Here is a 23585-nt window from a genome sequence, read left to right as displayed (position 1 = left end):
CTGGCTCCTCAGAAGGTGAAGTCGAGGCCGTTGCGGGGCGACTCGGGGATGGGCGGCGAGGTCGGGTACTGCGTGAACCCCTCCGGGAACGGCTCCTTGTGCAGGACCGGGGTGTACTCCGGCTCAGTACCGGTGGCCCGCCGGAACGCGTTCACGACCGCCGACATGGTGGCCGCGACCGAGGCCTCGCCTGCACCTGCCGGCTCGGGGTACTCCGAGTCCTCAAGGATGATCACGTTGACCTCGGGCGGGGTGTTCCACTGCCGGGTGTAGAAGTAGTTGTCCCAGCTCGCCTCGACGAAGGAGCCGTTCACCAGGTGCAGGCCCGCGGTCATGGCGTTGGCGATGCCGTCGTTGATCCCGCCCAGCATCTGTGCCTCGTAGCCGGTCGGGTTGAGCAGCAGCCCGGGGTCGACGACGAAGGTGACCTTGGTGACGCGCGGCCCGGTGCGGGCGGAGCGGATCTGGCGGTTCACCGTCTCGGGCCGGGCGTCGATCTCCACGACGCAGGCCGTGGCGGCCTTGTACTCCTGGTGGACGCCGATGCCCTGGGCCGTGCCCTCCGGCATCGACCTGCCCCAGCCGGCCTCGTCGGCCGCCCGCTGGATGACGTTGCGCAGGCGGTCGGTCTTGACGAACTCGGTCCGGAACTCGACCGGGTCCTTGCGCAGCCGCTCGGCGATCCGGTCGATCATCAGCTCGCGGGCGGTGCAGGTGTCCGGGCCGTAGACGTTGCGCGTCGAGCCGGTGTTGAAGCCGGCGTTGACCTCCAGCATCAGCCGGGTGTTGACGCCGAAGTTGTAGGGCGTGTGCACCGAGATCTCCCAGAAGGTCTCGGACAATCCCAGGTTCGCAGCCGGGGCCTTGAACAGCTGCGACGTGAGCACGTCGGTCAGGCCCTCGTCGACCTCCATGTTGACGCCGGTGTAGCGGAGCTCGAAGCTCGCCACCGCGTCGTCGGTGACCACGGCGCGCACCCGCGTGACGCACAGCGGCTTCACCCGGCCCTGGCGGCAGTCGTTGGCGCGGTCCCACATGAGCTTGACGGGCTTGCCGATGGCCTTCGCGGCCTCCGACGCCTCCTGGACGTGGTCGTTGAACAGGCGTCGGCCGAACGAGCCACCGCCCGGCACGACGTGGAAGGTGACGTCGTTGACGCCGATGCCGAGCTTCTGCGAGACGATCTTCTGCCCGGCGATCGGGCTCTTCGCGGGGGCCCAGACCTCGGCCTTGCCGTCCTTGAAGGACACGATCGCGCAGTTGGTCTCCAGCGCGGACCCGTTGCGGGAGTAGTGGACCAGCTCCTGCTCGAGGGTCTTCCCGGGCACCGCGGGCGTCACCAGCGGCAGCTCGGCGCGACGCAGCTGGTCGACGATGTCGTCGTCGCTCTTGCCGGCGACGGTGCCCGGCTTCCAGTTCATCTCCAGCGCGTTCGCGCCGTCGATGGCCTGGCCGAAGGTCTCCGCACGGACGGCGATGCCGTTGCCGATGGGCGCGACGTCGGTGACGCCGGGCATGTTGCGGACCTCGTCGATGTTCGAGGGCCCACCGTCGGGGGCGCCGTTCAGGTCGGGCGCCCGGCAGATCACCGTGGGCAGCGCGTCGGGCACCGGGATGTCCATGACGAACTTCTTCGCCCCGGTGACCATCGCGCGCGCGTCGTCCTTGATGCGCGACTTGCCCAGGACCGTGAACTCCTCGCGCGGCTTGAGGAGCACCTCGACGGGTGTGGTGACCGGGACGGCCGCCAGCCGGCTCAGCTCACCGAAGCCGATCGCCTTGCCGGCGGTGTCGGTGACGGTGAGACCGAGGGTCTCGAGCTCCCGCGCCTCCGAGCCCAGCGCCAGCGCGGCCGCGTCGAGCAGCGCGCCCTTGGCGATCGCGGCCGCGACCCGGACGGGCGTGAACAGCGAGTAGGTCGTGCTGGACCCGCCGGTGAGCTGGTTGAAGAGCAGCTCCGGGCGGGCGTCCGCCAGGGTGACGTCGACATCGCTCGGGTCGATGCCCATCTCCTCGGCGATGACCATCGCGAAGAGGGTCTGGATGCCCTGACCGTTGTCCGAGCGCGGCAGCGCGAAGGCCACCCGGCCGTCCTCCTTGACCTCGACCCGCAGGAGGGGGTTGGTCGGGACGCAGAGGTCACGGTAGTTGTCGACAAACTCGTAGAGCTCGGGGGTCTGCGGCGGCGACGGCAGCGCGGCGGCGCTCGCCTCCGCTCCGCCCCAGGCGGCCTGCCGGCCGATGTCCGCCACGACGACGAGCGTCGGGGCGGCGACCAGGTAGCCGAGGAACTTGCGGCGCCCGACCGTCATGAACCCGGAGCCGGAGGTCGTCTGCTGGTCGCGGGGTGTGGTGGTGCCTGCGCTGTGAGCGGGCATCGTCGTCCTCTCGTTACTTGATCCCGGCCGGATGCGAGGGGGAGCGAACCCGGTTCAGGACAGCTTGTGCCAGTAACGAAGCCCGCTCGGCTGCGATACGGGGGCGGGGACGTGCACCTACCCCCGCCGCCGCCCGTCACAGGTGGTGCACGACACGACGACCTGCGGTTCTCAGGGAATCCTTACCAGCACATGCTAGGCCATTCGGGCTAGCGTTCCGCATCTGCGGAAACGCAGATTCCGCCCGGGAACCACCCTTTCGGGGGTGGGTCGGGCCCGTGACCTGCGTCCACCGGGGGCCGGGTCGTGCCCCGCGGATGCCCGGTGCGAGTGCCGATCCCGGGCCTCCGGGGGCCGCTGGGCACGGCCCTGCGGACCCGGCGGGCCCTCAGCGGCCGACCAGGCCGAGGAGCGCGTGCAGGTGCGCCGCCCCGGCGACGGCCGAGCGCGACCGGCGGGCCAGGGCCGCCCGGCGGGCGTCCAGTGCGGCCGCGGCGGCGGACGGGTCGCCGCCGCGGCGCAGCTCGTCCACCACGGGCGCGATCGCGGCGAGCGGGACCCCGCCGCGGCGGAGCTGGTGGACGACGTGGGCGTCGCGGACGTCGTCGGGGCCGTAACGACGGTGCCCGGTCGACGGGTCGCGCGCGGGCCGCAGCAGCCCCGACCGCTCCCAGCGGCGCAGGGTCGCCGGGCGCACGCGCAGGCGGTGCGCGACGGCCGAGATCGGCTCGCTCCCCCGCGCCGGCGCCGGGGCGGGCCCGGCGAGCCGGTGCAGGAGGCCGGCGACGGTGTCGACCACGGTGCGCTCGGCGTCCAGGGCGGCGTGGGCGGCGTCGAGCCGGGCCAGCGCGCCGTCGACGTCCCCGGTGTGCAGGCGGCGCAGGACCTCCCGCGCGGCGGGGTACCCGTGCCCGCCGACGAGCGCGAGGTAGGCCCGCAGCGAGGCGGCGTGGCGCTCGTCGTAGACCCGGTACCCGGCGGCGGTGCGCTCGGCGGCGGGCAGGACCCCGGCGGCCTCGTGGTTGCGCACGGCCTGCGTCGACAGGCCGTGCTCGCGCGCGAGCTGGACCGTCCGCACGGGCCGCCTCCTCCCTGGAGTTGAGGGTTGAGCACCCCCGAGCTGCTGGCCTGTGCCACGAACCGCCAACAGGAGGTTCAAGGTTACGGTTCAGGGGGTGCACCTCGACGACGTCCTGGCCCTGCTCGACCACCGCACCCGGCTGCTCGCCCTCACCGAGCCCCTGCACGGGCAGCAGCACGTGCCTCTCCTGCGCAACGCCCTGCTCGCCGCGCTCGTCGACCGGGCCGGGTTCCGGTCGGTCGCCGTGGAGAGCTGCTGCCTGCGCGGCGCCCGGCTGGATGCGCTGCTCGCCAGCGGCGTCCAGCCCGACGACGACCGGCGCGACGCCGGCTTCAGCCACGGGTGGGGACCGGGCCGCGGCAACCGCGAGCTGGTGGCGTGGATCGCCGCGCACAACCGTGCCGCCGCACCGCCCGGCCGGGTGCGGTTCAGCGGGTTCGACGGTCCGCTGGAGTCGAGCGGCGCCGAATCGCCGCGTGAGGCGCTCGGGCTGCTCCACGGGTTCCTGCGCGCGCGGGGCGCGACCGCGCTGCCCGCCTGGGACCGGATCGCCGACCTCCTCGGTCCGGACGCGCCGTGGAGCGACCCCGCCGTCATCGGGGACCCAGCCCGCGGGAGGGGTGCGACGCCCGCGGCGGCCGAGCTCACCGTCATGGCCGCGGAGCTCGCCTGGCGCCAAGTGACGACCGCCCCCGACGGGCCCGACGACGACGCCTGGTGGGACGCCGGCGCGGCGGCCCGCTCCGCCACCGGCCTGCTGGCCTACCACCGGCTCCTCGTCCTCCCCGACGCGTACCGGGTGCAGCGGCTCGCCGCCCAGCGCGACGCGATGATGGCCGCGAACCTGGCGGCGACCGTCGAGCGGGAGCGCGGGCGCGGGCCGACGCTCGTGTTCGCCCACCACGGCCACCTGCAGCGAGGGCCGAGCGCGATGACGATGGGCGTCGAGCTCGTCTGGAACGGGGCCGGCGCGCTCCTGTCCCCGCGGCTCGGACCGGAGCTCACGGTGCTCGGCACGGTGGTCGGCGCCGCCCAGGGGCGGGGCATCGGCGCCCCTGAGCCCGGGACGGTCGAGGCGGTCCTGCTCGACGCGCACCCCCGCGGCGCGGTCCTGCGCGGCCCCGACGCCCGGCGGCTCGCCGCCGGGGCCGCCGTCCGCTCCCCCGCACCGCCGCCCGTCGGCTACTCCGGGGCCGACGACGCCCTGCTCGCCGGCCTCGACCTCGTGTGGCTGCTGCCCGAGCTCACCGCATGATCGGTAGCGTCGCGGCCATGAGCCTCCCGGCACCGCGGCGGATCACCGTCCCCGGCACGACGCTGCCCGAGATCACGCTGTCGGTCCACGACACCGGCGGCGACGGGCCGGCCGTGGTCCTGCTGCACGGCTGGCCCGACCGCGCCGAGCTGTGGACCCACCAGGTCGACGCCCTCGCCGCCGCCGGGTACCGGGTCGTCGCACCCGACCTGCGCGGCTTCGGGGAGTCCGACCGGCCCGCCGAGGTGGAGCACTACCGGATGCGGGCGCTGCGCGCGGACGTGCTGGGCGTGGCCGACGCGCTCGGCGTCGACCGCTTCGCCCTCGCCGGGCACGACTGGGGAGCGTCGCTGGGGTGGGCGCTGACGCTCTCGTCCGACCGCGTCACGCGCTACGCCGCGTTCTCCGTGGGGCACCCCGCCGCGATGGCCACCGCGGGCTTCGCGCAGAAGGCGATGTCCTGGTACATGCTCTGGTTCCAGTTCCCGGGCGTCGCCGAGGAGGTGGTGCCCGCCGACGACTGGAGGTTCCTGCGCTCCTGGGCGCACGCCGCCTTCCCCGACGGGCACCCGCTCCCGGAGCGCCAGATCGCCGACCTGGCCCGCCCGGGCGCGCTGACGGCGTCGCTCAACTGGTACCGCGCCAACATCGACCCGGCGACGTTCGTGCGCTTCGAGCCCCCGGCGCTGCCGCCGGTGCGGGTCCCCGTCCTGGGCGTGTGGAGCGACGGGGACCTCGCGCTGACCGAGGGGCAGATGCGGCGCTCCGCCGAGTCCTGCGCCGACTTCCGCTACGAGACCGTGACGGGCTGCGGGCACTGGATCCCGCAGGAGGCACCGGAGCGGGCGACGGAGCTCCTGCTGGACTTCCTGGGACAGGGGTTCAGCCGCGCAGCGCCCCGGTGAAGACCTCCACCAGAGCGGTCGCGGTGCGGGCGCGGAAGTCGACGGTGGCGGCCGGCGGCGGAGACGTCCGGACGCTCGAGGAGCGCGGTGGTCATGAGGTACCTCCGTGATCGGGAACCGGCGCCGTGTTGAACAGGCTCACCTAACTTCCACAAGGGGGCGGACAGCCCTACTGTGCCGGGGTGCGCGTCGACGATCTCCGCTCGCTGCCCCTGTTCGGCGACCTCGACGACGGGCAGATCGCCCAGCTCGTCGCCGCCGGGACGGCCGTGCGGATCGAGCCGGGCGTCGAGCTGTTCCGCGAGGGCGAGCCCGCCGACTCCTGGTGGGCGCTCGTCGACGGGGAGATCGAACTGAGCCGCCGCGTCGGCCGCGAGGACACCGTCGTCGGCCGGATGGACGGCCCGGGCAGGTGGGCCGGCGGGTTCCGCGCCTGGGACGAGCGCGGGGTCTACCTGGCGACCGGCCGCGGCACCGTCGACGGCCGCGTGCTGCGGGTGCCCGCCGCGGCCCTGGGCGAGCTGGCCGAGGCCTGGTTCCCGTTCGGCAGCCACCTCATCAGCGGGCTCTACCACACGGCGCGCTCGATCGAGTCGACCGCGCGGCAGCGCCAGTCGCTCGTCGCGCTGGGCACGCTCGCCGCCGGCATCGCGCACCAGATCAACAACCCCGCGGCCGCCGCCGGGCGCGCGGTCGACGAGCTCGACGAGACGCTGCGCACGCTGGTGTCCACGCTCGGCCTGCTGGCCGGGCAGGACGTGTCGGCCGCGCAGTTCGTCGCGGTCGACGCGCTGCGCGCCGAGCTCGCGTCACGCCCGGTCGTCACCGACGCGCTCGCCCTGTCCGACCTGGAGGGCGACCTGGAGGCGTGGCTCGACGACCACGGCGTCGACCGCGGGTGGCTGCTCGCCCCGGCCCTGGCCGCCGCCGGCGCCGATACCGGCTGGTGCGCGCGCGCGGCCGGCGCCGTCGACGGCCCGGCACTGGGTCCCGCGCTGGGGTGGGTGGCGAGCACCGTCTCGGCCACCGCGCTGCTCGCCGAGCTCAAGGAGTCGACCGGGCGCATCTCCGAACTCGTCGGCACCGTGAAGTCCTACTCTCAGATGGACCGCGCCTCGATGCAGCGCGTCGACGTGGCCGAAGGGATCGACAGCACGCTGGCCATGCTCGGGCACCGCACCGGCGGGGTCACGATCGTCCGGGAGTACGCCCCCGGGGTGCCGCCGATCGACGCTCACGCGGGCGAGCTGAACCAGGTGTGGACCCACCTCGTCGACAACGCGCTGGACGCGATGGACGGCTCCGGCACGCTGCGGGTGGCGGTGGAGCTGGACGGCACCGACGTGGCGGTGACGGTCTCCGACACCGGCCCGGGGATGGTGCCCGAGGTCGCGGAGCGCGCGTTCGACGCGTTCTTCTCGACCAAGGACGTCGGCAGGGGCACGGGGCTGGGCCTCGACATCGCGCGTCGGATCGTGGTCGAGCGCCACCGCGGGACGATCGCGATCGACTCCCGCCCCGGCGCCACCGAGCTCCTGGTGCGCCTCCCAACCGATTGACATTCGATAGATACCTGTTGATACTCGCCGCATGTCGAGGATCAACCGTGCCGTGCTGCCCCTCCGGCTCGTCCTGGTCGCCCTGTTCGCCGTAGTGCTGCTGTTCCAGGTGCTGGTGGTGGTGGGGCTGCAACCGGGCGAGGACGGGCCGGGGCGGTTCACCTACCTGCTCTGGATCGTGATCCCGCTGGCGGTGCTCGGGCTGCTCTGCGTGCAGGTCGTCATCGTGTGCACCTGGGCGCTGCTGACGATGGTCGTCCGCGACCGCATCTTCAGCGAGGACGCGCTGCGGTGGGTGGACGCGATCGTGTGGACCATCGTCGCGGGGCTGGTGGTCCTGGCGGCCGCGTTCGTGCCCGCCTTCATCATCGCCGACGCCGACGACGCACCGGGCGTCGCCGCGATCCCGCTGCTGATGGGGCTCGTCGGGTCGGCCGTGCTGCTGCTGATGATCGTGATGCGGGCGCTGCTGCGCCAGGCCACGACGCTGCGCTCGGACATGGAAGCGGTCATCTGATGGCGATCGTCGTGCGGATCGACGTCGAGCTGGCCCGGCGCAAGATGAGCGTCGGCGAGTTCGCCGAGAAGGTCGGGCTCACCCCGGCCAACGTGGCCGTGCTCAAGAACGGGCGGGCCAAGGCGGTGCGCTTCAGCACGCTGGAGGCCATGTGCCGGGTGCTGGAGTGCCAGCCGGGCGACCTGCTGGAGTGGGTCGACGACGACCGCTCCCCCACCCCGGCCTCCGCCGGTGGCTGACCCTGTGGAGCTCCTGCGCGCCGTGACCGAGGCCGCGCTGGCCTCGCCGTGGCTGCTGGCGGTGATCGTCGGGATGGCCGTCGTCGACGCCCTGCTGCCCGTCGTGCCCAGCGAGGCGCTGATCATCGCCGCCGGCGTGGCCGCCGTGACCGGGGAGCAGGACCTGGTGGCGGTGGTCGCGGCGGCCGCCACGGGGTCGTTCCTCGGCGAGTGCGCGGGCTACCTCATCGGGCGGCGGATCGGCCCGGCCGTGCGGCACCGGTTCCCCGCCGAGCACTACCACCGGGCGGCCTGCCTGCTGGAGCGGCGCGGAGGCCTGGTCCTGCTCACCGCCCGGTTCGTGCCGGCCGGACGCACCGTCGCCACGCTCGCGTCCGGCGCGACCGGGTACCCGGCGACGCGGTTCGTCGGGTTCACCGCGGTCGGATCGGTGCTGTCGGCGGCCTGGCAGGCGATGCTCGGGTTCGTCGGCGGGGCGGCGTTCGCCCACGACACCGTCACCGCGCTGGCCGTCGGGTTCGGGTTCGCCACGGTCGTCGGGGCGGTGCTGGAGGGCGGGCGCAGGATCATCGCTGCACGATGTGCATCGTTGCGCGTCGTGCAGTGGACGTCCGTACGGTGGCGGTATGAGCGACTCCCCCGAGCGACCGACCGAGCCCACAGACGCGGGCGTCACCTCGCTGACGCGGGTCCTGCCCGCTGACCTCACCGAGCGTGCCGCCGGGTGCCCGTTCGCGCCCGCGCCCGGCCTCGCGGAGCGCCGGGGACGCGGCACGGTGCAGGCCTTGGAGCTGCTCAACGGGGCCGCCGCGTACCTCGTCACCGGGTTCGACGAGGCCCGCACCGTCCTGTCCGACCCCCGCTTCAGCTCCGACCGGATCCGCTACCCCGACGCCTCGCAGCTCTCCCCCGACCAGGTCGCCGAGCTGGCCGGGCACGCCGGGCCGCCGCGGCCGCGGGTGGAGAGCCGCGAGGACGGCATGTTCGTGTTCATGGACCCGCCCGAGCACACGCGGCTGCGGCGGCTGCTCACCGGGCAGTTCACCGTTCGCCGGATGAACGCGCTGGAGGAGCGGCTGCGCGAGATCGCGACCGAGCACATCGACGCGATGGTCGCCGCGGGCACGGAGGCCGACCTCGTGCCGGCCTACGCGCTGCCGATCCCGTCGCTGATGATCTGCGAGCTGCTCGGCGTCGACTACGCCGACCGCGACGAGTTCCAGCAGAACACCGCCGTCGCCCTCTCGACGCGCTCCACCGACGCGGAGCGGGCCGCGGCCGGCGGCGCCCTCCACGGCTTCATCGCCCGCCTGGTCGCCGAGAAGCGCCGCGCCCCCGCCGACGACCTGCTCTCCGGTCTCGTCCACGAGGCCGAGCCGCCGCTCACCGACGCCCAGCTGATCGACGTGGCGCTGGTCCTGCTCGGCGCCGGGCACGAGACCACCGCCAACATGCTGGGCCTGGGAGTGCTCGCGCTGCTGCAGGACCCCGCGCAGCTCGCCGCGCTGCGCGCCGACCCCGGCCTGATCGACGGCACGGTCGAGGAGCTGCTGCGCTACCTGAGCATCGTGCAGCTCGGCGTCACGCGGATCGCGCTGGAGGACGTCACCGTCGGCGGGGTCGACGTGCCGGCCGGCGCCACCGTCGTCATCGCGACGCCGGAGGCCAACCGCGACGACCGCCACCTCCCCGACCCCGACCGGCTCGACCTGACCCGGCCCCGCGCGCCGCACCTGGCGTTCGGGCACGGGATCCACCAGTGTCTGGGCCAGCAGCTGGCGCGGATCGAGATGCGCACCGGCTTCGCCGAGCTGTTCGCACGGCTGCCGGACCTGCGGCTGGCCGTCCCCGCCGAGGAGATCCCGTTGCGCAACGACATGCAGATCTTCGGCGTGCACTCGTTGCCGGTGACCTGGGCGTGAGCGCCCCCGCACCGCCGGGCCGCCGCGAGCGCAAGAAGCTCGCGACGCGGGCCGCCGTGAGCGCGGCGGCCCTGCGCCTGGCGGTGCGGCACGGCGTCGAGCACGTCACCGTCGAGCGGATCGCGACCGAGGCCGACGTCGCGCTGCGCACGTTCTTCAACCACTTCCCCAGCAAGGAGGACGCGATCCTCGCCGCGTCGGCCGCCGGCGCCGACGCGCTCGTCGCGGAGTTCCGGTCGCGGCCCCGCGGCGAGTCGGTGTTCGGGGCGCTGCGCGAGGCGGTGCTCGTCGTCATGGACCGCACCGACGCCGCCGGCCGCGACCACCTCGCCGCGCTGCGCCTGATCCGCTCCGCGCCGTCGCTGGTGCCCCACCAGCTCGCCGTGCTGGCGCGGCAGGAGACCGCGCTCGCCGCGGCCATCGCCGAGCGCGTCGGCGGCGGGGTGTCGCCGGTCTACCCGGCGCTGTGCGCGGCCGCCGCGCTCGCGGCGCTGCGGGTCACGCTGGACCGGTGGCTCGGGGGCGACCCGGCCGACGCCACGCCCTCGCTCGACGTGCTGCGGGCCGACGTCGACTCGGCGCTGGCCGAGCTGGCCGCGGGGCTGGACCGACCGGGGGCCTGACCCCTCACACCGCCGCGGTGCCGATCAGCCCCTTGCGCGTGACGAGTGCGGTGAGCTCGGGCTCCGTCAGCGCGTCGGTGCCGATGGGGCGGCGCGGCAGCACCATGTACCGCGACTCGGCGCTCGCGTCCCACACCGTGATCGCCGTGTCGTCGGGCAGCTCCAGGCCGAACTCCCGCAGCACCCCGCGCGGGTCGCGGACCACCCGTGAGCGGTAGGCCTCGCTCTTGTACCAGGTGGGCGACGGGCCGAGCAGCGCGATCGGGTAGCAGGAGCACAGCGTGCAGACCACGACGTGGTGCTCGTGCGGGGTGTTGGCGACGACCTTGAGCCGCTGCTCCTGCAGCCCGCCCGCCATCGACAGGCCGACCTCCCGGATCGCCGCGTTGGCGTCGGTGAGCAGGCGGTCGGTGAAGCCGGGGTCGGTCCAGGCGCGGGCGGCGATGCGTGCCCCGTTGGCGGGCGTGCCCCCGGCCAGGAACTCGTCGATGCGGGTGTCGATCTCGCCCGGGTCGAGCAGGCCGCGCGACTCGAGCAGCGACTCGACGTGCCGGACCTGCGCCGAGATCGTCGAACCGGCGGGTCACCGCTCACGACGGCACCTCCTCGGGGTCGACCTCGTGCAGGTAGTCCTCCCACAGCTCGACGACCACGGAGTGGTCGCCCGCGCCGAACAGCGCGGCCGCGGGGAAGCGGACGTGGTAGACGCCGCGGGGCTCGCCGGCGCGGCCGCGCGCCCGCTCGTCGGCCAGCGGGTGCGTCCCGGCCCGCTCGACGACGGTGCCGACGGCGCCGCGGGCGTAGCGGGGCAGGCGCGTGTGCCCGTCGGGGTCGCCGGTGCGGGTGCGCACGCGCGCGCCGGGCGGGAAGCGGTCAGGCATGCGGGTCCCCGTCACCCGGGAGCGCCAGGTCGGCCGCCGCGACCACGCCCTTCTCGGCCAGCAGGGTGCGGATCGCGGCGAACCACCGCTCGTAGTAGGAGGCGGCCAGGTACTCGCCGACGGGCAGGCGCTCCTGGGCGTCGCGGAACTCGTCGAGGTTGTAGATCCCCCGGCGGATCAGGGCGCCGTTGAGCGCGAAGACGTGCGCCTCCCAGTCGTCGTGGAAGGGCGGTTCGTCGGGCTCCTCGACGATCGCGGCGAAGCCCGTCATCCCGCCGACGTCGTTGATGCGGCTCACCACCCCTTCCTACCGCTCCTCAGTGCTTGCGCACCACCCGTTCCGCCTCGCCGGGCTTCCAGATCGTGACCTCCATGTGCCCGTCGACGAGCTCCACCGCGGATGCGCCGGTGACGTGCGCCTCGTAGAAGTGGCCGAACACCTCGCCGCGGAGGTCGAACCCGCTCCGGTCGAACAGGTCCTGGGCGAAGCGCTGGTGCAGGTCGGTGTCGCGGACGTCGGACACGGAGCCGAACAGCTTGGCGTCGCCGTCGCCGACCTGCGTGTCGACGGTGGCGGTGTGCAGGCAGAAGCGCGGGTCCCGGTGCAGGTCGTGGAACTTCGTCGTGTCGGGCATCCCGATCAGCCACAGCCGGTCCTCGAACACGCTGGGCTCGATGGGACTGATCCGCGGGGAGCCGTCGGCGCGCACCGTCGCGAGCAGGCACAGCTTCCCGGTCGCGGCGTGGCGTCGTCGGAAGATCGTCGAGATGCGGGGGGCGCCCGTGGTGAAGTCCGTCCAGCTCGTCATGGTGAGGACGCTAGGAGCGGTCCCTGACAGCTCCCGTCAGGAATCCGTCACGGGTTCCGGTCGCGGACGAACCGGCGCGCGACGGCGAGGTGCGCGGCGGCCAGCGCGGGCCCGACCACCAGGGCCCCGACGGCGACGCCGGCCGCGCCCGGCAGGAACGCCAGCACGACGGGCACCCCGGCGACGACGAGCGCGGTGGCCGCGAGCTTGTGCCCGACGGGCCAGGCGCGCGAGCACCACAGCAGCACCAGCCCGACGACCGCGCCGACGCCGAGCGTGAGCAGCGACGCCGCGAACAGGTGCACCGGCGCGAGGTCGCGCGTGCGGAACGGGTCGGGCCGCTCGCCGCTGCGCTCGAGCTCGGCGCGCACGAGATCGGCGGGCGGGCCCAGCTCGGCGAGCGCCGCGGCGACGTCCTCGTCGGACGCACCCGGGCCGGCGTGCGCGGCGCAGTGCGTCCAGATCCGCGACCCGACCTCCAGGCGCGAGACCTGCCCGAGCCGGTGCGCGTGCCGGTGGAACTCGGCGAGGTAGGCCGCCAGCGCGGGCGGGACCTCGCCCGCCGTCACCGCGCCACCCGCCCGGACAGCTCCCTGCCCAGCGCCACCGCCGCCGCGTGCAGCACCGGCGTGATCTGCTCGACCGCCGCCCACGTCACGCGCGACTCGGGCCCCGACACCGACACCGCGGTCGGCGACGGCACGCCCGGCACGGCCACGGCGACGCAGCGCACCCCGAGCTCCTGCTCGGCGTCGTCGACGGCGTGGCCCTGGCGGCGGACCCGCTCCAGCTCGCGCAGCAGCGCGTCGGGGTCGGTGATCGTGTGCGGTGTCTGCGCCGCCATCCCGGTGCGGGCCAGCAGCGCGCGCACGTCGGGCTCGGGCAGCCCGGCGATCAGCGCCTTGCCCACGCCCGTGCAGTGCACCGGGACGCGCCTGCCGACCTCGGTGAACATCCGCATCGAGTGCCGCGAGGGCGCCTGCGCCACGTAGACGACCGCGTCGCCGTCGAGCATCGCCATGTTCGCGGTCTCCCCGACGGCGTCGACGAGCGCGGCGAGCTGCGGCTGCGCCCACGACCCCAGCATCCGCGACGCCGCCTCACCCAGCCCGATCAGCCGCGGCCCGAGCCCGTAGCGGCGCGAGGGCAGCTGCCGCACGTACCCCGACGCCACCAGGGTGCGGACGATCCGGTGGATCGTCGGCAGCGGCAGCCCGGAGCGGACGGCGAGCTCGGAGAGCGCGAGGTCGCCGTCGGCGAGGTGCTCGAGCAGCGCGAAGGCCCGGTCGAGCGACTGCACGCCCCCGGACCGGCCGATGCCGTTCGTCGCGCCCATCACCATCCGATCGCCGGGGCCGGTCACCCGGACCGAGGGTATCCCGCGCGCAGCCGCGGCCCCCGCCGTCCGCCGTTCGGGCCGGCACCTCCGATCGGTACGACTAGGGCCGCACCAGGTTGCGCAGCGCGATCCACGCCACGGGGAGGTAGGCGGCGAGCACGGGCGCCGGGCCGCGGACCGTCAGCCAGGTGGCGCAGCCGCCCGGGTCGTCCTCGACGCCGTGCACGAGGTGCAGGCGCAGCGGGCCGAGGCGGACGTCCCACGCCCACGTGCGCGCGGCCTCGTCCACCGCGGTGATCACGAACGCGACCCGCACCCCCAGCGGCCCGTGGACCGTGCCGGTGGCCCCCGGCGCGATCCGCGGGGCGGCGGTATCGACGCGGCGGATCTGCGGGGCCCAGCCCGCCCACCGCCCCGGATCGGCGTAGCGCTCCCACGCCAGTGCGGGCGTCGCCGCACCCCGCGCCCGTGTTCCGGCTTCCACTCCCCGATCGTCGAGGAACACGGGCGTCGGCGCCTCCCGGGGCCTACCGTGGACAGGTGATCCGAACCGAGCAGACCGTCGCCGCTCCCGCCGCCGTGGCGCACGCCGTGCTCACCGACGTGGCGGCGTGGCGGCTGTGGTCCCCGCACATCCGGCGCGTCGACTGCGCGGGCGAGGTCATCCAGGACGCGAGCTGGAGCGGCACGATCACGCCGTGGTTCGGCCCGGGCACCGTCATGGAGGTGACGTGGTGCGAGCCCGGCCGCGGCATCCGCTGGACCTCCCGCGCCGCCGGCCACCGCCTCGACTACGCCGACCTCATCACCCCGCACGGCGACCAGCGCTGCACGGTGACGATGACGGCCGAGGTCTCGGGGCCGGCCGGGAAGCTCGTGCAGGGCGTCGTCGGGCCGCTGTCGGCCTACGGCCAGCGCCGCCGGCTCAACCGGCTCGCCGCGCTGGCCGAGTTCCTGCACCGGCGCGCGATCGTCTACACCGCCTGACCGTCCGTCGCGGGCCTACTGCTGCAGGGCATCGCCCGACCAGGCCGCCCGCACGAGCCGGCGCAGCGCGCCGCCGCCGACCGGCACCGGGTTGTCGGCCGGCACGACCGGCTCGGTCCGGTCGGCGACCTCGTCGAGCTGGTCCTCGCGCAGGCCCAGCTCGCGCAGGCCGTGCGGCACGCCCGCGGCGTCGGCGACGGCGCGCAGGCCGGCCACGGCGTCGTCCGCACGCAGGGCGCGCGCCATCCGCGCGGCGGCGTCCGGCGACCCGGGGGCGTTGAACGCGAGCACGTGCGGCAGCAGCACCGCGTGCGTGGCGGCGTGCGGCATGCCCAGCCCGCCGAGCACGTGCGCGAGCTTGTGGTGCAGCCCCGACCCGGCGGCCGCGAACGCGGTGCCGGCGAGGTAGGCGCCCAGCAGGAGGTCGGCGGGGGCGCCGTCGCGCAGCCCGTCGGCCAGGGCGCGCACCCCCTCCTCCGCGACGGCCGAGCTCACCGGGTTGCGCCGCGGCGCCCAGAACGCCTCGACGCAGTGCGCCATCGCGTTCAGCGCGCTCGCCGTCGCCAGCGCGGGCGGCAGCGTCGCCGTCAGCTCCGGGTCGTAGACGACGGTGCGCGGCAGCACCACCGGATCGGTGCCGGTGGTCTTGACGCCGTTCCCCGAGGTTCCCCAGACCGGCGTGACCTCCGAGCCCGCGTACGTCGTGGGCACGGCGAGGATCGGCAGCCGCGTGGTGAGCGCGACGGCCTTGGCCGCCCCGACCGTCGACCCGCCGCCGATGCAGACGACGGCGTCGGCCCCCGCCGCGGCCGCCCGCGCCGCCTCCGCGGTGGCCACCGGCACGTGCTCGCGCACCGCGGTGAACGTGCCCGCGACGCGCTCGGCGAACGGGGCGGTCAGGGCGCGGACGCGCTCGGCGTCGCGCTCGGAGGCGATCATCAGCACGGCCCCCGCCCCCAGCCGCCCGACCTCCCCGGCCAGCTCCGTGCGCGCGGTACCGGACCCGAACACCACCCGCACCGGCAGGGCGTCGTAGACGAAGGAGTGCATGCTCGGACCCTAGTGTCGGGCCTGAGTGCCACACTCTCGACGAGACCGAGGAGGACCCGTCCATGGCGCACCCGTCGGCACCCCCCCGCCTCCTGACCGTGGCCGAGTACCTGGAGCTCGGCGAGATCGAGCCCGGTTACTCGGAGCTGATCGAGGGGAGGGTCGTCATCACGCCCAGCCCACTGGCCGACCACAACTGGGTGGCGGCCGAGATGAGGGACCAGCTCAAGCCCCAACTCCCACCGGACCTGGTCGTCATCCTCGACATCGACGTGGACCTGCAGCTCGCTGCCCCCGACCGGCCCGGGTTCGTGCGGCGGCCGGACCTGATCGTCGTGCAGCGCGACGCACGTCTGCGCCAGCGGCACGAAGGCGGCCTGATCCGCGCGTCCGAGGTCGTCATCGTCGTGGAGGTCCTCTCTCCGGGGTCCGGCCGGACGGACAACGTGGCGAAGCGCGCCGAGTACGCCGACGCCGGCATCCCGCACTACTGGGTCCTCGATCCGGAGGAACCCGTGTCACTGCTCGCCTGCCACCTCGCGGGCGAGTTCGGGTACGCCGACGGCGGTGCCGTCCAGGGCAGCCACCGCACCGACCGGCCCTTCCCCCTCGTCCTCGACCTCGACGCCCTGCTGTGAACGGGCCCTGCCCGACCACCCCGGCGGGATGACCGGGCAGGACGGCGCGGTGCCCGGGCGGTCAGACCGCCGCGCGCTGCACCACGAACCAGCCGACCACGGCGTACAGCACCCCGATGGCCGCCAGCATGAGCGACTGGAACACCGTCTGCGGCGCGCCGACCGTCAGCAGACCCACCCCGATCAGCACGAAGAAGGCACCGGCCCCGGCGAACACCGCCGCGACGGCGAGGCCGACCCCGCCGAACCGGACCTGGACGACGGCCGCGAGCAGCACCATCGGGAACGTCAGCACGAAGGGCGCGGCGAACACGAGGAACTGGCCGACGGGGTTGCCGGCGTCCGCCCAGCTCGTGCCCAGGAACGCGATGCCGGCGCCCCATCCGCCGGTCGCCCGCTCCACGGCGAGCGCCAGCGACAGCAGCACGCCGTGGAACAGCACCTGCACGAGGAACGACAGGAGCGTCCCCAGGTAGAAGCTGCTGCGGCTCCGGCCCATCGCGACGGTGAACGGGAGCTGGCGGACGATCCCGGTGAACTGGACCGCGGCGACGGCGCCGTACCAGCCGCCGACCACGCCGGACGCGAAACCCCTCCCGAAGCTGCCCTGCGAGGCGACGTCGACCGCGGAGAGGCCCACCCCCAGCGCGACGAACACCACCGTGCCCAGGGCCGTCCCGAGCAGGATGCGGCGGTCGAGGAACTGCAGACGGACGATGTCGAGCACGGAGCTCACCGGGCCTCCCCCGGGTCGGCATCCGGAGCGGACGCGGCGGATGCGGATCGCCTGGACGGTGCGGTCGCGGTGTGGACGATGAGCTGCTGGAGCGTCACGGGCGTGACCTCCAGGTCGGGCGGGACCGCCGCGGGCGCACCGACGACGGTGACGCGCAGCGTCGACCCGAGCCCCTCGCGGTGCAGCTCGCCGCACCCGGCGACGAACCGCTCGACGGACCCGGCCGGCCCGCTGACGGTGACGGCGCGCCCGCGCAGGGCGTCGACGTCGTCGTCGAGGACGACCCGGCCGCGGTCGAGGACCACCACGTGCTCCAGCAGGTCGGCGACCTCGTCGATCAGGTGGCTGGACAGCACGATCGTGCGCGGGTGCTCGGCATAGTCGGCCATCAGCACCTGCGACAGCGTGGCGCGGGCGACGGCGTCGAGGCCGAGGTAGGGCTCTCATCGAGCAGCGTCAGCGACGCGCGGGACCTGGGAGACGCGGTAGCTGTCGGGGTGCTCCTGGTCCTCGCGGACCAGGCACACCGTTCCGTCCACCCCGGTGACCGTGCCCGCGGAGGGGACCTCCTGCCCCGCGAGGATCCGCAGCAGCGTCGTCTTGCCCGCGCCGCTGGCGCCCAGCAGGCCGTGCACCGCGCCCTCGGCGAACACGGCGTCGACGCCGTCGAGCGCCGCGACCGCGCCGTAGTGCCGGGTGAGCCCGACCGTCCTGACCGTCATGCCTCCTCCCACGTGTCGATCATCTTCCTGACCTGGTCGGCGTCCATGCCGAGCTTGCGGGCCTCCGCCAGCAGCGGCGCCAGGTACTCCTGCGCGAACTCCTCGCGGCGGCGCTCCAGCAGCAGCGTGCGCGCGCCGGTGGCGACGAACATGCCGATCCCCCGTCTCTTGTAGAGCACCCCGTCGGCGACGAGCTGGTTGACGCCCTTGGCCGCGGTGGCCGGGTTGATGCGGTGGAAGGCGGCGAGCTCGTTGGTGGACGGCACCTGCGCCTCCTCGGCGAGCGAGCCGTCGACGATCGAGCCCTCGATCTGCTCCGCGATGCGCAGGAACAGCGGCCGCCCGTCGTCCTTCACCCCGACCACCGGCGCGCCGGTTGTCTACTCATGTAGCTAACCATGTAACCGACGAACCGGTATGTCAAGTCCTACCGCCGGCGGTCCACCGCCCAGGCGACGGACGCGGCCGCGGTGAGCAGGGCGAGCGCCAGCGCGGCGTCGGGCAGCGGGGGCGGGCCCGCGGCGGTCAGCGCGGCCACCGCGGTGCCGACGGGCGGAAGCCACGGCTGCACCGCCGTCACGACCACGACGGTGACGACCAGCAGCACCGACCGCCCGATCCGCGTCACCACCGGCCGGGCGCACAGCAGCCCGACGGCCGTGCCGGTCAGCGCGGTCGCGAGGTGCGCCACGACGCCGAGCAGCACGGTCGCGGGCGGGTAGGGGTAGCGGCCGAGCACCACCGGCCACGCCACGGCGAGTGCGACCAGCAGCGCGTCACCGAGCAGCGCCACGAGCGCCGTGGCCGCCGCGACCGGTGCCCACCCGCCGGCGGCCGAGGCCGTGAGCGCCCGTCGCGCCGGGTCGTCGACGTGCGCGACGACCAGCGCGACCCACGCGGCCACGGGGTAGAGCGCCAGCGCCGAGGCCGCCCACGGGACGGGCGGCGGCCCGGGATCGCCGCCGAAGAACACGGCGTGCACCGCGGCGAACAGGAGCAGCGGGGGCAGCCAGCGCTGCGACCGGACGACCTCGGCGAGCACGTACCGGGCGACGGCGGCCGTCGTCGCGACGCCGTTCACCGCATCCCGAAACGGCGCACCGACAGCACCGAGCAGCCCGCCGCGAGGGCCGCGGCCAGCAGGGCGTCACCGCCGTCGACCGGCACCCGGACCGTCAGCACCGGTCCGTCGCGCGACCACCGCGCGGCCGGCGGCAGCCGTGCGAGGACCCGCGCCGGCTCGTCAGGACAGTGCAGCACCACCACCGTGCGGGGCGCCTCCGGTGCCGGCCCGGGGGCCAGCCGTCCCGCGGCCAGGCTCCAGCGCTCCGCGCCGGCGAGCCCGCCGGAACGCCCGGTGTGGTCGGTGACCAGCAGCGGTGCCACCACGCCGCCGAGGACCGCGTCGAGCGTCGAGGCCGCGGCGTCGTCGAGCCCCGACCACGGCTCGTCGAGCACCACCAGCGCGGGCGACCCGGTCAGCGCCTGCGCCAGCCCGACCTTGCGCGCGTTGCCCGTCGACAGCCGCCCCATCGGCGTGTCGGGCCCGCCGGTGAAGCCGAGGCGCTCCAGCAGCGCCGCCGCCTCGTCTCCGTCCCGTCCGGGGCCCCGGATCGCGGCGAGGTGCGCGAGCCAGACCCGGACGGGCGTCCGCTCCGGGACCGGGAGGTCGGCGGGCAGGTACCCGACGCGGCGCGGCCGGTCGCGCACGCGGCCCGACGTGGGGACCGAGCAGCCGGCGGCGATGCGCAGCAGCGTCGACTTGCCCGCCCCGTTGGCACCCAGCACGACCGCCGGGACCCCGGGCACGACCTCGAGGTCGACGCCCGCGAGCACCTCGGGCCCGCGCCCGTAGCGCTTGCGCACCGCCTCCAGGCGCACGGCTCAGCCGGGCAGCCGGAACTGGATCCGCTCGATCGACGCGCTGATCGGCGCGAACATCTCGCGCCGGATGCGGTTGTGCTCCTCGTCGAGGTCGTAGACGCGGTAGGCGTCCTCGTCGTCGAGGTCCACGGTGAGCGCGTAGCTCGCGTTGCCCTCGCGCAGGCCCAGATCGGTGCCGGACACCATCCGGATCGTCACGCCCTCGACGCGCAGGTCCCGCAACGCCTGCAGCGCCGCCTCCACCTGCTCGGCCGGCACGTCCGGGCGCAGCCGGCCCACCACCACGTTGCGGATCACGTCGGCCAGGCTAGCGCCGACCGCTCACGGGGTGCGCGCCACCGGGCTCAGACCTCGTCGCGGCGCTCCACCAGCGTCTGGGCCACCTGCGCGAGCTTCACGTTGAGCGACTGCGACGCCGTGCGGAGGACGTCGAACGCCTCGTCGGCGCTGATGCCACGGCGCTCCATGAGGATGCCCTTGGCCTGGCCGATCACGTCACGGCTCTGCAGTGCCTGGCGCAGCTGCGCGCTCTCCAGCTCCGACGAGGTGGCGGCCATCGTGGCCGCGAGCGCGGTGGAGGCGTGGGCGGCGAGCACGAGGGTCAGGTCGCGGTCGAGCTCGTCGAGACCCGCGACCTTCCGCGAGTAGACGTTCAGCGCGCCCATCCGCGGGCCGTCGCCGTCCGGGAACAGGCCGACGGCCAGCACGCTGTGCACGCCGAGCTCGGCCGCGGCCGGCCCGAAGGGGCCGAAGCGGGTGCTGGAGGCGAGGTCGGAGCAGAACGTGAGGCCCAGGCCTGCCTTGCGGGTCGCGTCGACGCACGGGCCGTCGTCGAGGCGGTACTGGATCTCGTCGAGCCGCGTGGCGAGCGGATCGGTCTCGGCGGGCGTGTGGAGTCCGGCCGACGTGCGCAGCGTGACGCTGACGAGGTCGGCCCCCGGGACCACGGCCTTCGCCGCCTCGACGACGCGCACCAGCACGCCGCGCACCGTCGTCGCGTCCATCAGGGCCGCCGCGAGCGCGAGGAACTCCGCCGCCACCGCACCCGGGACCTCGTCGACGATCGCGGCCAGCACCGCCGCGTCGCCGGACGTCCCCTCGTCAACCGTCACCCGCACACTCCTGATCGTCGTGCTCCAGCGCGGAAGCTTGACCGACCGCAGCGCCCTGGGGCAAGCCGATCACCTGCCGTTCGGCCGAACGGTGGCGCGGTCAGGCCCGGTGACGCGCCCGGTCGGGGGCCTCGCGCGAGCGGGCCCGCCGGACGATCAGCACGATCAGGCCGATGACCAGGAGCCCCAGTACGACGTAGGACACCGGCCCGAGCCACTGCTCCACGACTTCGAAGTTCTCGCCGAGGTACCAGCCGAGGCCGACGAACACGGCGTTCCACACGCCGCTGCCGATGGCCGTGAGCAGCGCGAACCGCCACACCGGCATCCCGACGATGCCCGCGGGGATGGAGACGACGCTGCGCAGCAGCGGCACGCAGCGGGCCAGCAGGACGACCTTGCCGCCGTGGCGGTCGAAGAGCGCGAAGCCGCGCTCGAGGTCCTTCTGGCTGGACAGGATGAACCAGCGGCGGCCCGACAGGGCGTGCAGCCGGTCGTAGCCGAACCAGGCGCCCAGCCCGTAGAGGATCAGCGCCCCGACCAGCGAACCGACCGTCGCCGCACCCCACGCCGCGACCACGTTGAACGCGCCGGCCCGCGCCCGGAACCCGGCCAGCGGCAGGATCACCTCGGACGGGATGGGCGGGATGATGTTCTCGAGGAGGATCAGCAGGCCGACGCCCGTCGCTCCCAGGCGGTCGACGATCGAGAACACCCAGTCGGCCATGCCCTCAGGTTGCCCGATTCGTCCCGTGATCATCCGGTGGGGGTGGGCAGCTCACAGCGGGGCATGATGAGACCATGGCCGTGAACCCGTCCGGGGCAGACATGAAGGCGTTCCTCGCCGACCACCCCGACCAACCGATCGTCATGCTCAACCTGCTGCGCTTCGCCCCCGGCGGGGCCGAGCGGTACGACGCCTACCTCGCGCACTTCCGGCCGTTCGCGGAGAAGGTGGGGGCGTCGGTCGTGTACTTCGGCCACGGCGCCGATCCCGTCGTCGCCGAGCAGGGCCAGGACTGGGACGCGGTGCTGCTCGTGTCCTACCCGAGCCGCCGCGCGTTCTCCGACATGGTCCGCGACCCCGGCTACCAGGAGGGCACGCACCTGCGCACGGAGGCGCTGGTGGAGGCGGTGCTGCAACCCACGGTTCCCCGCGGATGACGACGGAGTTCGAGTACTCCGGCCTCAGCGGCCGCCCGGCCGGGCCGGTGCTGCGCCTGCTCTCCCGCGTGCTGCCCGGCGTGCGCAGCGTCCAGGACCAGGTGGTGCCCTACGCGCAGGCGTGGCAGCGGCACAACCGGGAGGCCCTCGCCGCGCAGGGCCCGCTGTGGGTGGCGCTGGGCGACTCGCTCACCGTCGGCATCGGCGCCGGCGCGTACGACCGCGGCTGGGTCGGGCAGCTCGCCGCGCGCATGCCCGGGTGGCGCGTGGTCAACCTCGCCGTGAGCGGCGGGCGGGTGCGCGACGTGCTCGACCAGCAGCTCCCGGCTCTCGCGGCGCTGGGGCAGGAGCCCGACCTCGTCACGCTGCTGATCGGCAACAACGACCTGGTCAGTCCGCGGTTGCGCCCCGCGCTCCCGGGTGACCTCGCCGAGCTGCTGCGCCGCGTCCCGCCCGGCACCGTGGTGGGCAACCAGCCGGCGGGCTACGCGGCGGCGCTGGAGGTCAGCCGCCTGGTCGACGAGGCCGTGGCCGAGCGCGGGCTGCGGCTGGCCGACCTGCGCAGGCCCCGCACGCAGAACTGGTCGGGCAAGCTCGCCGCCGACCGCTTCCACCCGAACGAGCGCGGCTACGCCGGTCTCGCCGCGGTGTTCGGCGAGGCGATCGGGGTCGACGCGTGAGCCCGCGGACCGTCGGCGTCGAGGAGGAGTTCCTGCTGCTCGACCCGGACAGCGGGCGGCCGCGCGCCGTCGGCGGGGCGGTGCTGGCGGCGTGGGACTCCGCCGAGCCGGACGCCGACGGCGCCGGGCTCACCGGGGAGCTGCACCGCGAGCAGCTGGAGACGGGCACGCGCCCGTGCCGCACCCTCGACGAGCTGGGTGCGCAGCTGCGCACCACCCGCGCCGAGGCCACGGCCGCCGCGGCCCGGCTCGGTGCCGCCGTCGCGCCGCTGGGGACGTCGCCGCTGCCGGTGGAGCCGACCGTCTCGCCGGTGGAGCGCTACGCCCGGATGGTGCAGCGGTTCGGCATCACCGTCGACGACCAGCTGACCTGCGGCTGCCACGTGCACGTGGCGATCGGGTCCGCGGAGGAGGGCGTCGCCGCACTCGACCGCATCCGTCCCTGGCTCGCGCCGCTGCTGGCGCTGAGCGCCAACTCCCCGTTCTGGCAGGGCACCGACTCCGGTCACGACAGCTTCCGCAGCCAGGTGTGGTCGCGCTGGCCCTCGGCGGGGGCGTACGCGCCGTTCGGGTCGGCGCAGGGCTACCGCGAGTTCGTCGACGGCGTGCTCGCCACCGACACCGTGCTCGACGAGGGCATGGTCTACCTCGACGCCCGGCTGTCCCGCGACCACCCGACGCTGGAGGTGCGCGTCGCCGACGTCTGCCGCGACCCCGACGACGCCGTGCTGGTGGCGGCGCTGGTGCGCGGGCTGGTGGAGACCGCGGTGCGCGGGTGGCGCGCGGGCGGCGAGGTGCCGCCGGTGCGCACCGAGGTGCTGCGGCTGGCGGCGTGGCGGGCCGGGCGGTCGGGCGTCACGGGCGACCTGCTGCACCCCGCGACCTGGCGTCCGGCCCCGGCCGCCGACGTCCTCGGGGCGCTGGTGGCGCACGTCGCCGACGCGCTGGACGAGGCGGGCGACCGCACCGCCGTCGACGCCCTGCTCGCCGGCGTCCTGGGCCGCGGCACCGGGGCGCAGCGCCAGCGGGCGGTGCGGGAGCGGACCGGGTCGCTGGCGGCGGTGGCGCAGGACGCAGCCCTCCCGGCGCCCTGACCCCTCCGCC

At 74.9% G+C, this 23585-nt stretch carries 32 protein-coding genes; 13 read left to right on the top strand and 19 right to left on the bottom strand.

What is annotated here, in order from left to right:
* Positions 1–8: 8 nt before the first annotated feature.
* On the bottom strand, positions 9–2378 hold the full coding sequence (locus I4I82_RS17795; RefSeq protein WP_218589498.1) for a molybdopterin cofactor-binding domain-containing protein: 2370 nt from the start codon (positions 2376–2378) through the stop codon (positions 9–11).
* Between the two features lie 388 nt (positions 2379–2766).
* The gene (locus I4I82_RS17790) at positions 2767–3456 is read right to left on the bottom strand and encodes a MerR family transcriptional regulator (RefSeq protein ID WP_218589499.1); all 690 of its coding nucleotides are present in this window, start codon (positions 3454–3456) and stop codon (positions 2767–2769) included.
* A 97-nt stretch (positions 3457–3553) separates the two neighbouring features.
* Between I4I82_RS17790 and I4I82_RS17785 the strand changes: the two genes are divergently transcribed.
* From I4I82_RS17785 to I4I82_RS17750, 8 genes are all read left to right on the top strand, one after another.
* Positions 3554–4714, top strand: coding sequence for an erythromycin esterase family protein (locus I4I82_RS17785; RefSeq protein ID WP_218589500.1), 1161 nt, complete (start codon positions 3554–3556; stop codon positions 4712–4714).
* Between the two features lie 17 nt (positions 4715–4731).
* Positions 4732–5619, top strand: a complete 888-nt coding sequence (locus I4I82_RS17780; RefSeq protein ID WP_218589501.1) for an alpha/beta fold hydrolase — start codon at positions 4732–4734, stop codon at positions 5617–5619.
* Between the two features lie 182 nt (positions 5620–5801).
* A complete protein-coding gene (locus I4I82_RS17775; RefSeq protein ID WP_218589502.1) occupies positions 5802–7178 on the top strand; it encodes a sensor histidine kinase in 1377 nt (458 codons plus the stop codon).
* Between the two features lie 31 nt (positions 7179–7209).
* Entirely contained in the window at positions 7210–7695 is a 486-nt protein-coding gene (locus I4I82_RS17770; RefSeq protein ID WP_218589503.1) for a DUF2975 domain-containing protein, read from the top strand.
* Entirely contained in the window at positions 7695–7934 is a 240-nt protein-coding gene (locus I4I82_RS17765) for a helix-turn-helix domain-containing protein (RefSeq protein WP_218589504.1), read from the top strand. The genes I4I82_RS17770 and I4I82_RS17765 overlap by 1 nt, the downstream gene beginning before the upstream one ends.
* Positions 7927–8637, top strand: coding sequence for a DedA family protein (locus I4I82_RS17760; protein WP_218589505.1), 711 nt, complete (start codon positions 7927–7929; stop codon positions 8635–8637). Before I4I82_RS17765 ends, I4I82_RS17760 begins: the two co-directional genes overlap by 8 nt.
* Positions 8561–9856 (top strand): cytochrome P450, encoded by a 1296-nt coding sequence (locus I4I82_RS17755; protein ID WP_218589506.1) that lies wholly within the window; start codon positions 8561–8563, stop codon positions 9854–9856. The genes I4I82_RS17760 and I4I82_RS17755 overlap by 77 nt, the downstream gene beginning before the upstream one ends.
* Positions 9853–10479, top strand: a complete 627-nt coding sequence (locus tag I4I82_RS17750) for a TetR/AcrR family transcriptional regulator (protein ID WP_218589507.1) — start codon at positions 9853–9855, stop codon at positions 10477–10479. The genes I4I82_RS17755 and I4I82_RS17750 overlap by 4 nt, the downstream gene beginning before the upstream one ends.
* A gap of 4 nt (positions 10480–10483) precedes the next feature.
* Here I4I82_RS17750 and I4I82_RS17745 read toward each other — a convergent pair whose 3' ends face one another.
* The 7 genes from I4I82_RS17745 to I4I82_RS17715 form a co-directional block, all read right to left on the bottom strand.
* Positions 10484–11047 (bottom strand): nitrile hydratase subunit alpha, encoded by a 564-nt coding sequence (locus tag I4I82_RS17745; protein WP_218596496.1) that lies wholly within the window; start codon positions 11045–11047, stop codon positions 10484–10486.
* A 22-nt stretch (positions 11048–11069) separates the two neighbouring features.
* Positions 11070–11360, bottom strand: coding sequence for an SH3-like domain-containing protein (locus I4I82_RS34485; RefSeq protein WP_218589509.1), 291 nt, complete (start codon positions 11358–11360; stop codon positions 11070–11072).
* The gene (locus tag I4I82_RS34480; protein ID WP_218589510.1) at positions 11353–11658 is read right to left on the bottom strand and encodes an SH3-like domain-containing protein; all 306 of its coding nucleotides are present in this window, start codon (positions 11656–11658) and stop codon (positions 11353–11355) included. The genes I4I82_RS34485 and I4I82_RS34480 overlap by 8 nt, the downstream gene beginning before the upstream one ends.
* Positions 11659–11677: 19 nt before the next feature.
* Positions 11678–12169, bottom strand: coding sequence for a pyridoxamine 5'-phosphate oxidase family protein (locus tag I4I82_RS17730; RefSeq protein ID WP_218589511.1), 492 nt, complete (start codon positions 12167–12169; stop codon positions 11678–11680).
* Between the two features lie 47 nt (positions 12170–12216).
* Entirely contained in the window at positions 12217–12738 is a 522-nt protein-coding gene (locus I4I82_RS17725; protein WP_218589512.1) for a hypothetical protein, read from the bottom strand.
* Positions 12735–13505 (bottom strand): IclR family transcriptional regulator, encoded by a 771-nt coding sequence (locus I4I82_RS17720; RefSeq protein ID WP_275948785.1) that lies wholly within the window; start codon positions 13503–13505, stop codon positions 12735–12737. Before I4I82_RS17720 ends, I4I82_RS17725 begins: the two co-directional genes overlap by 4 nt.
* A 103-nt stretch (positions 13506–13608) precedes the next feature.
* Positions 13609–13992: an SRPBCC family protein gene (locus tag I4I82_RS17715; protein WP_218594862.1), complete on the bottom strand. Its 384-nt coding sequence runs from the start codon at positions 13990–13992 to the stop codon at positions 13609–13611.
* A gap of 56 nt (positions 13993–14048) precedes the next feature.
* On the opposite strand from I4I82_RS17715, the gene I4I82_RS17710 reads away from it, so the two are divergent.
* Positions 14049–14495 carry an SRPBCC family protein gene (locus I4I82_RS17710; protein WP_218594861.1) on the top strand — a complete coding sequence of 149 codons (447 nt, stop codon included), beginning with the start codon at positions 14049–14051 and terminating at the stop codon, positions 14493–14495.
* 15 nt (positions 14496–14510) lie between these two features.
* Here I4I82_RS17710 and I4I82_RS17705 read toward each other — a convergent pair whose 3' ends face one another.
* On the bottom strand, positions 14511–15545 hold the full coding sequence (locus I4I82_RS17705) for a maleylacetate reductase (RefSeq protein WP_218595880.1): 1035 nt from the start codon (positions 15543–15545) through the stop codon (positions 14511–14513).
* Between the two features lie 62 nt (positions 15546–15607).
* Here I4I82_RS17705 and I4I82_RS17700 point away from each other — a divergent pair, with 62 nt between their 5' ends.
* The gene (locus I4I82_RS17700; protein ID WP_218590956.1) at positions 15608–16183 is read left to right on the top strand and encodes a Uma2 family endonuclease; all 576 of its coding nucleotides are present in this window, start codon (positions 15608–15610) and stop codon (positions 16181–16183) included.
* Between the two features lie 61 nt (positions 16184–16244).
* On the opposite strand, the gene I4I82_RS17695 is transcribed toward I4I82_RS17700, so the two are convergent.
* The 9 genes from I4I82_RS17695 to I4I82_RS17655 form a co-directional block, all read right to left on the bottom strand.
* Positions 16245–16919 carry a hypothetical protein gene (locus I4I82_RS17695; protein WP_218590957.1) on the bottom strand — a complete coding sequence of 225 codons (675 nt, stop codon included), beginning with the start codon at positions 16917–16919 and terminating at the stop codon, positions 16245–16247.
* Entirely contained in the window at positions 16916–17314 is a 399-nt protein-coding gene (locus tag I4I82_RS17690; RefSeq protein ID WP_218590958.1) for an ATP-binding cassette domain-containing protein, read from the bottom strand. Before I4I82_RS17690 ends, I4I82_RS17695 begins: the two co-directional genes overlap by 4 nt.
* A gap of 48 nt (positions 17315–17362) precedes the next feature.
* Positions 17363–17641, bottom strand: a complete 279-nt coding sequence (locus tag I4I82_RS34475) for an ATP-binding cassette domain-containing protein (RefSeq protein ID WP_218590959.1) — start codon at positions 17639–17641, stop codon at positions 17363–17365.
* A complete protein-coding gene (locus I4I82_RS17680) occupies positions 17638–17997 on the bottom strand; it encodes a GntR family transcriptional regulator (protein ID WP_226370120.1) in 360 nt (119 codons plus the stop codon). The genes I4I82_RS34475 and I4I82_RS17680 overlap by 4 nt, the downstream gene beginning before the upstream one ends.
* A 71-nt stretch (positions 17998–18068) precedes the next feature.
* Positions 18069–18722: a hypothetical protein gene (locus tag I4I82_RS17675; protein ID WP_218590961.1), complete on the bottom strand. Its 654-nt coding sequence runs from the start codon at positions 18720–18722 to the stop codon at positions 18069–18071.
* Positions 18719–19522, bottom strand: a complete 804-nt coding sequence (locus tag I4I82_RS17670; RefSeq protein WP_218590962.1) for an ABC transporter ATP-binding protein — start codon at positions 19520–19522, stop codon at positions 18719–18721. The genes I4I82_RS17675 and I4I82_RS17670 overlap by 4 nt, the downstream gene beginning before the upstream one ends.
* A 3-nt stretch (positions 19523–19525) precedes the next feature.
* Positions 19526–19822 carry a Dabb family protein gene (locus tag I4I82_RS17665; protein WP_218590963.1) on the bottom strand — a complete coding sequence of 99 codons (297 nt, stop codon included), beginning with the start codon at positions 19820–19822 and terminating at the stop codon, positions 19526–19528.
* 47 nt (positions 19823–19869) lie between these two features.
* Positions 19870–20637, bottom strand: coding sequence for an ANTAR domain-containing protein (locus I4I82_RS17660; protein WP_226370119.1), 768 nt, complete (start codon positions 20635–20637; stop codon positions 19870–19872).
* Positions 20638–20737: 100 nt separating this feature from the next.
* Positions 20738–21364 carry a DedA family protein gene (locus tag I4I82_RS17655; protein WP_225920619.1) on the bottom strand — a complete coding sequence of 209 codons (627 nt, stop codon included), beginning with the start codon at positions 21362–21364 and terminating at the stop codon, positions 20738–20740.
* A gap of 74 nt (positions 21365–21438) precedes the next feature.
* Here I4I82_RS17655 and I4I82_RS17650 point away from each other — a divergent pair, with 74 nt between their 5' ends.
* From I4I82_RS17650 to I4I82_RS17640, 3 genes are read left to right on the top strand one after another with little or no spacing between them, the layout of a single operon-like run.
* Positions 21439–21801 (top strand): DUF1330 domain-containing protein, encoded by a 363-nt coding sequence (locus tag I4I82_RS17650; RefSeq protein ID WP_218590964.1) that lies wholly within the window; start codon positions 21439–21441, stop codon positions 21799–21801.
* A complete protein-coding gene (locus I4I82_RS17645; RefSeq protein ID WP_218590965.1) occupies positions 21798–22481 on the top strand; it encodes an SGNH/GDSL hydrolase family protein in 684 nt (227 codons plus the stop codon). Before I4I82_RS17650 ends, I4I82_RS17645 begins: the two co-directional genes overlap by 4 nt.
* Complete coding sequence (locus tag I4I82_RS17640; protein ID WP_218590966.1) at positions 22478–23575, top strand: carboxylate-amine ligase; 1098 nt, start codon at positions 22478–22480, stop codon at positions 23573–23575. The genes I4I82_RS17645 and I4I82_RS17640 overlap by 4 nt, the downstream gene beginning before the upstream one ends.
* Positions 23576–23585: the final 10 nt, after the last annotated feature.

The sequence above is a fragment of the Pseudonocardia oceani genome (genome assembly GCF_019263585.2).
GTDB lineage: Bacteria > Actinomycetota > Actinomycetes > Mycobacteriales > Pseudonocardiaceae > Pseudonocardia > Pseudonocardia oceani.
This window is presented reverse-complemented; position numbering and strand designations above follow the sequence as displayed.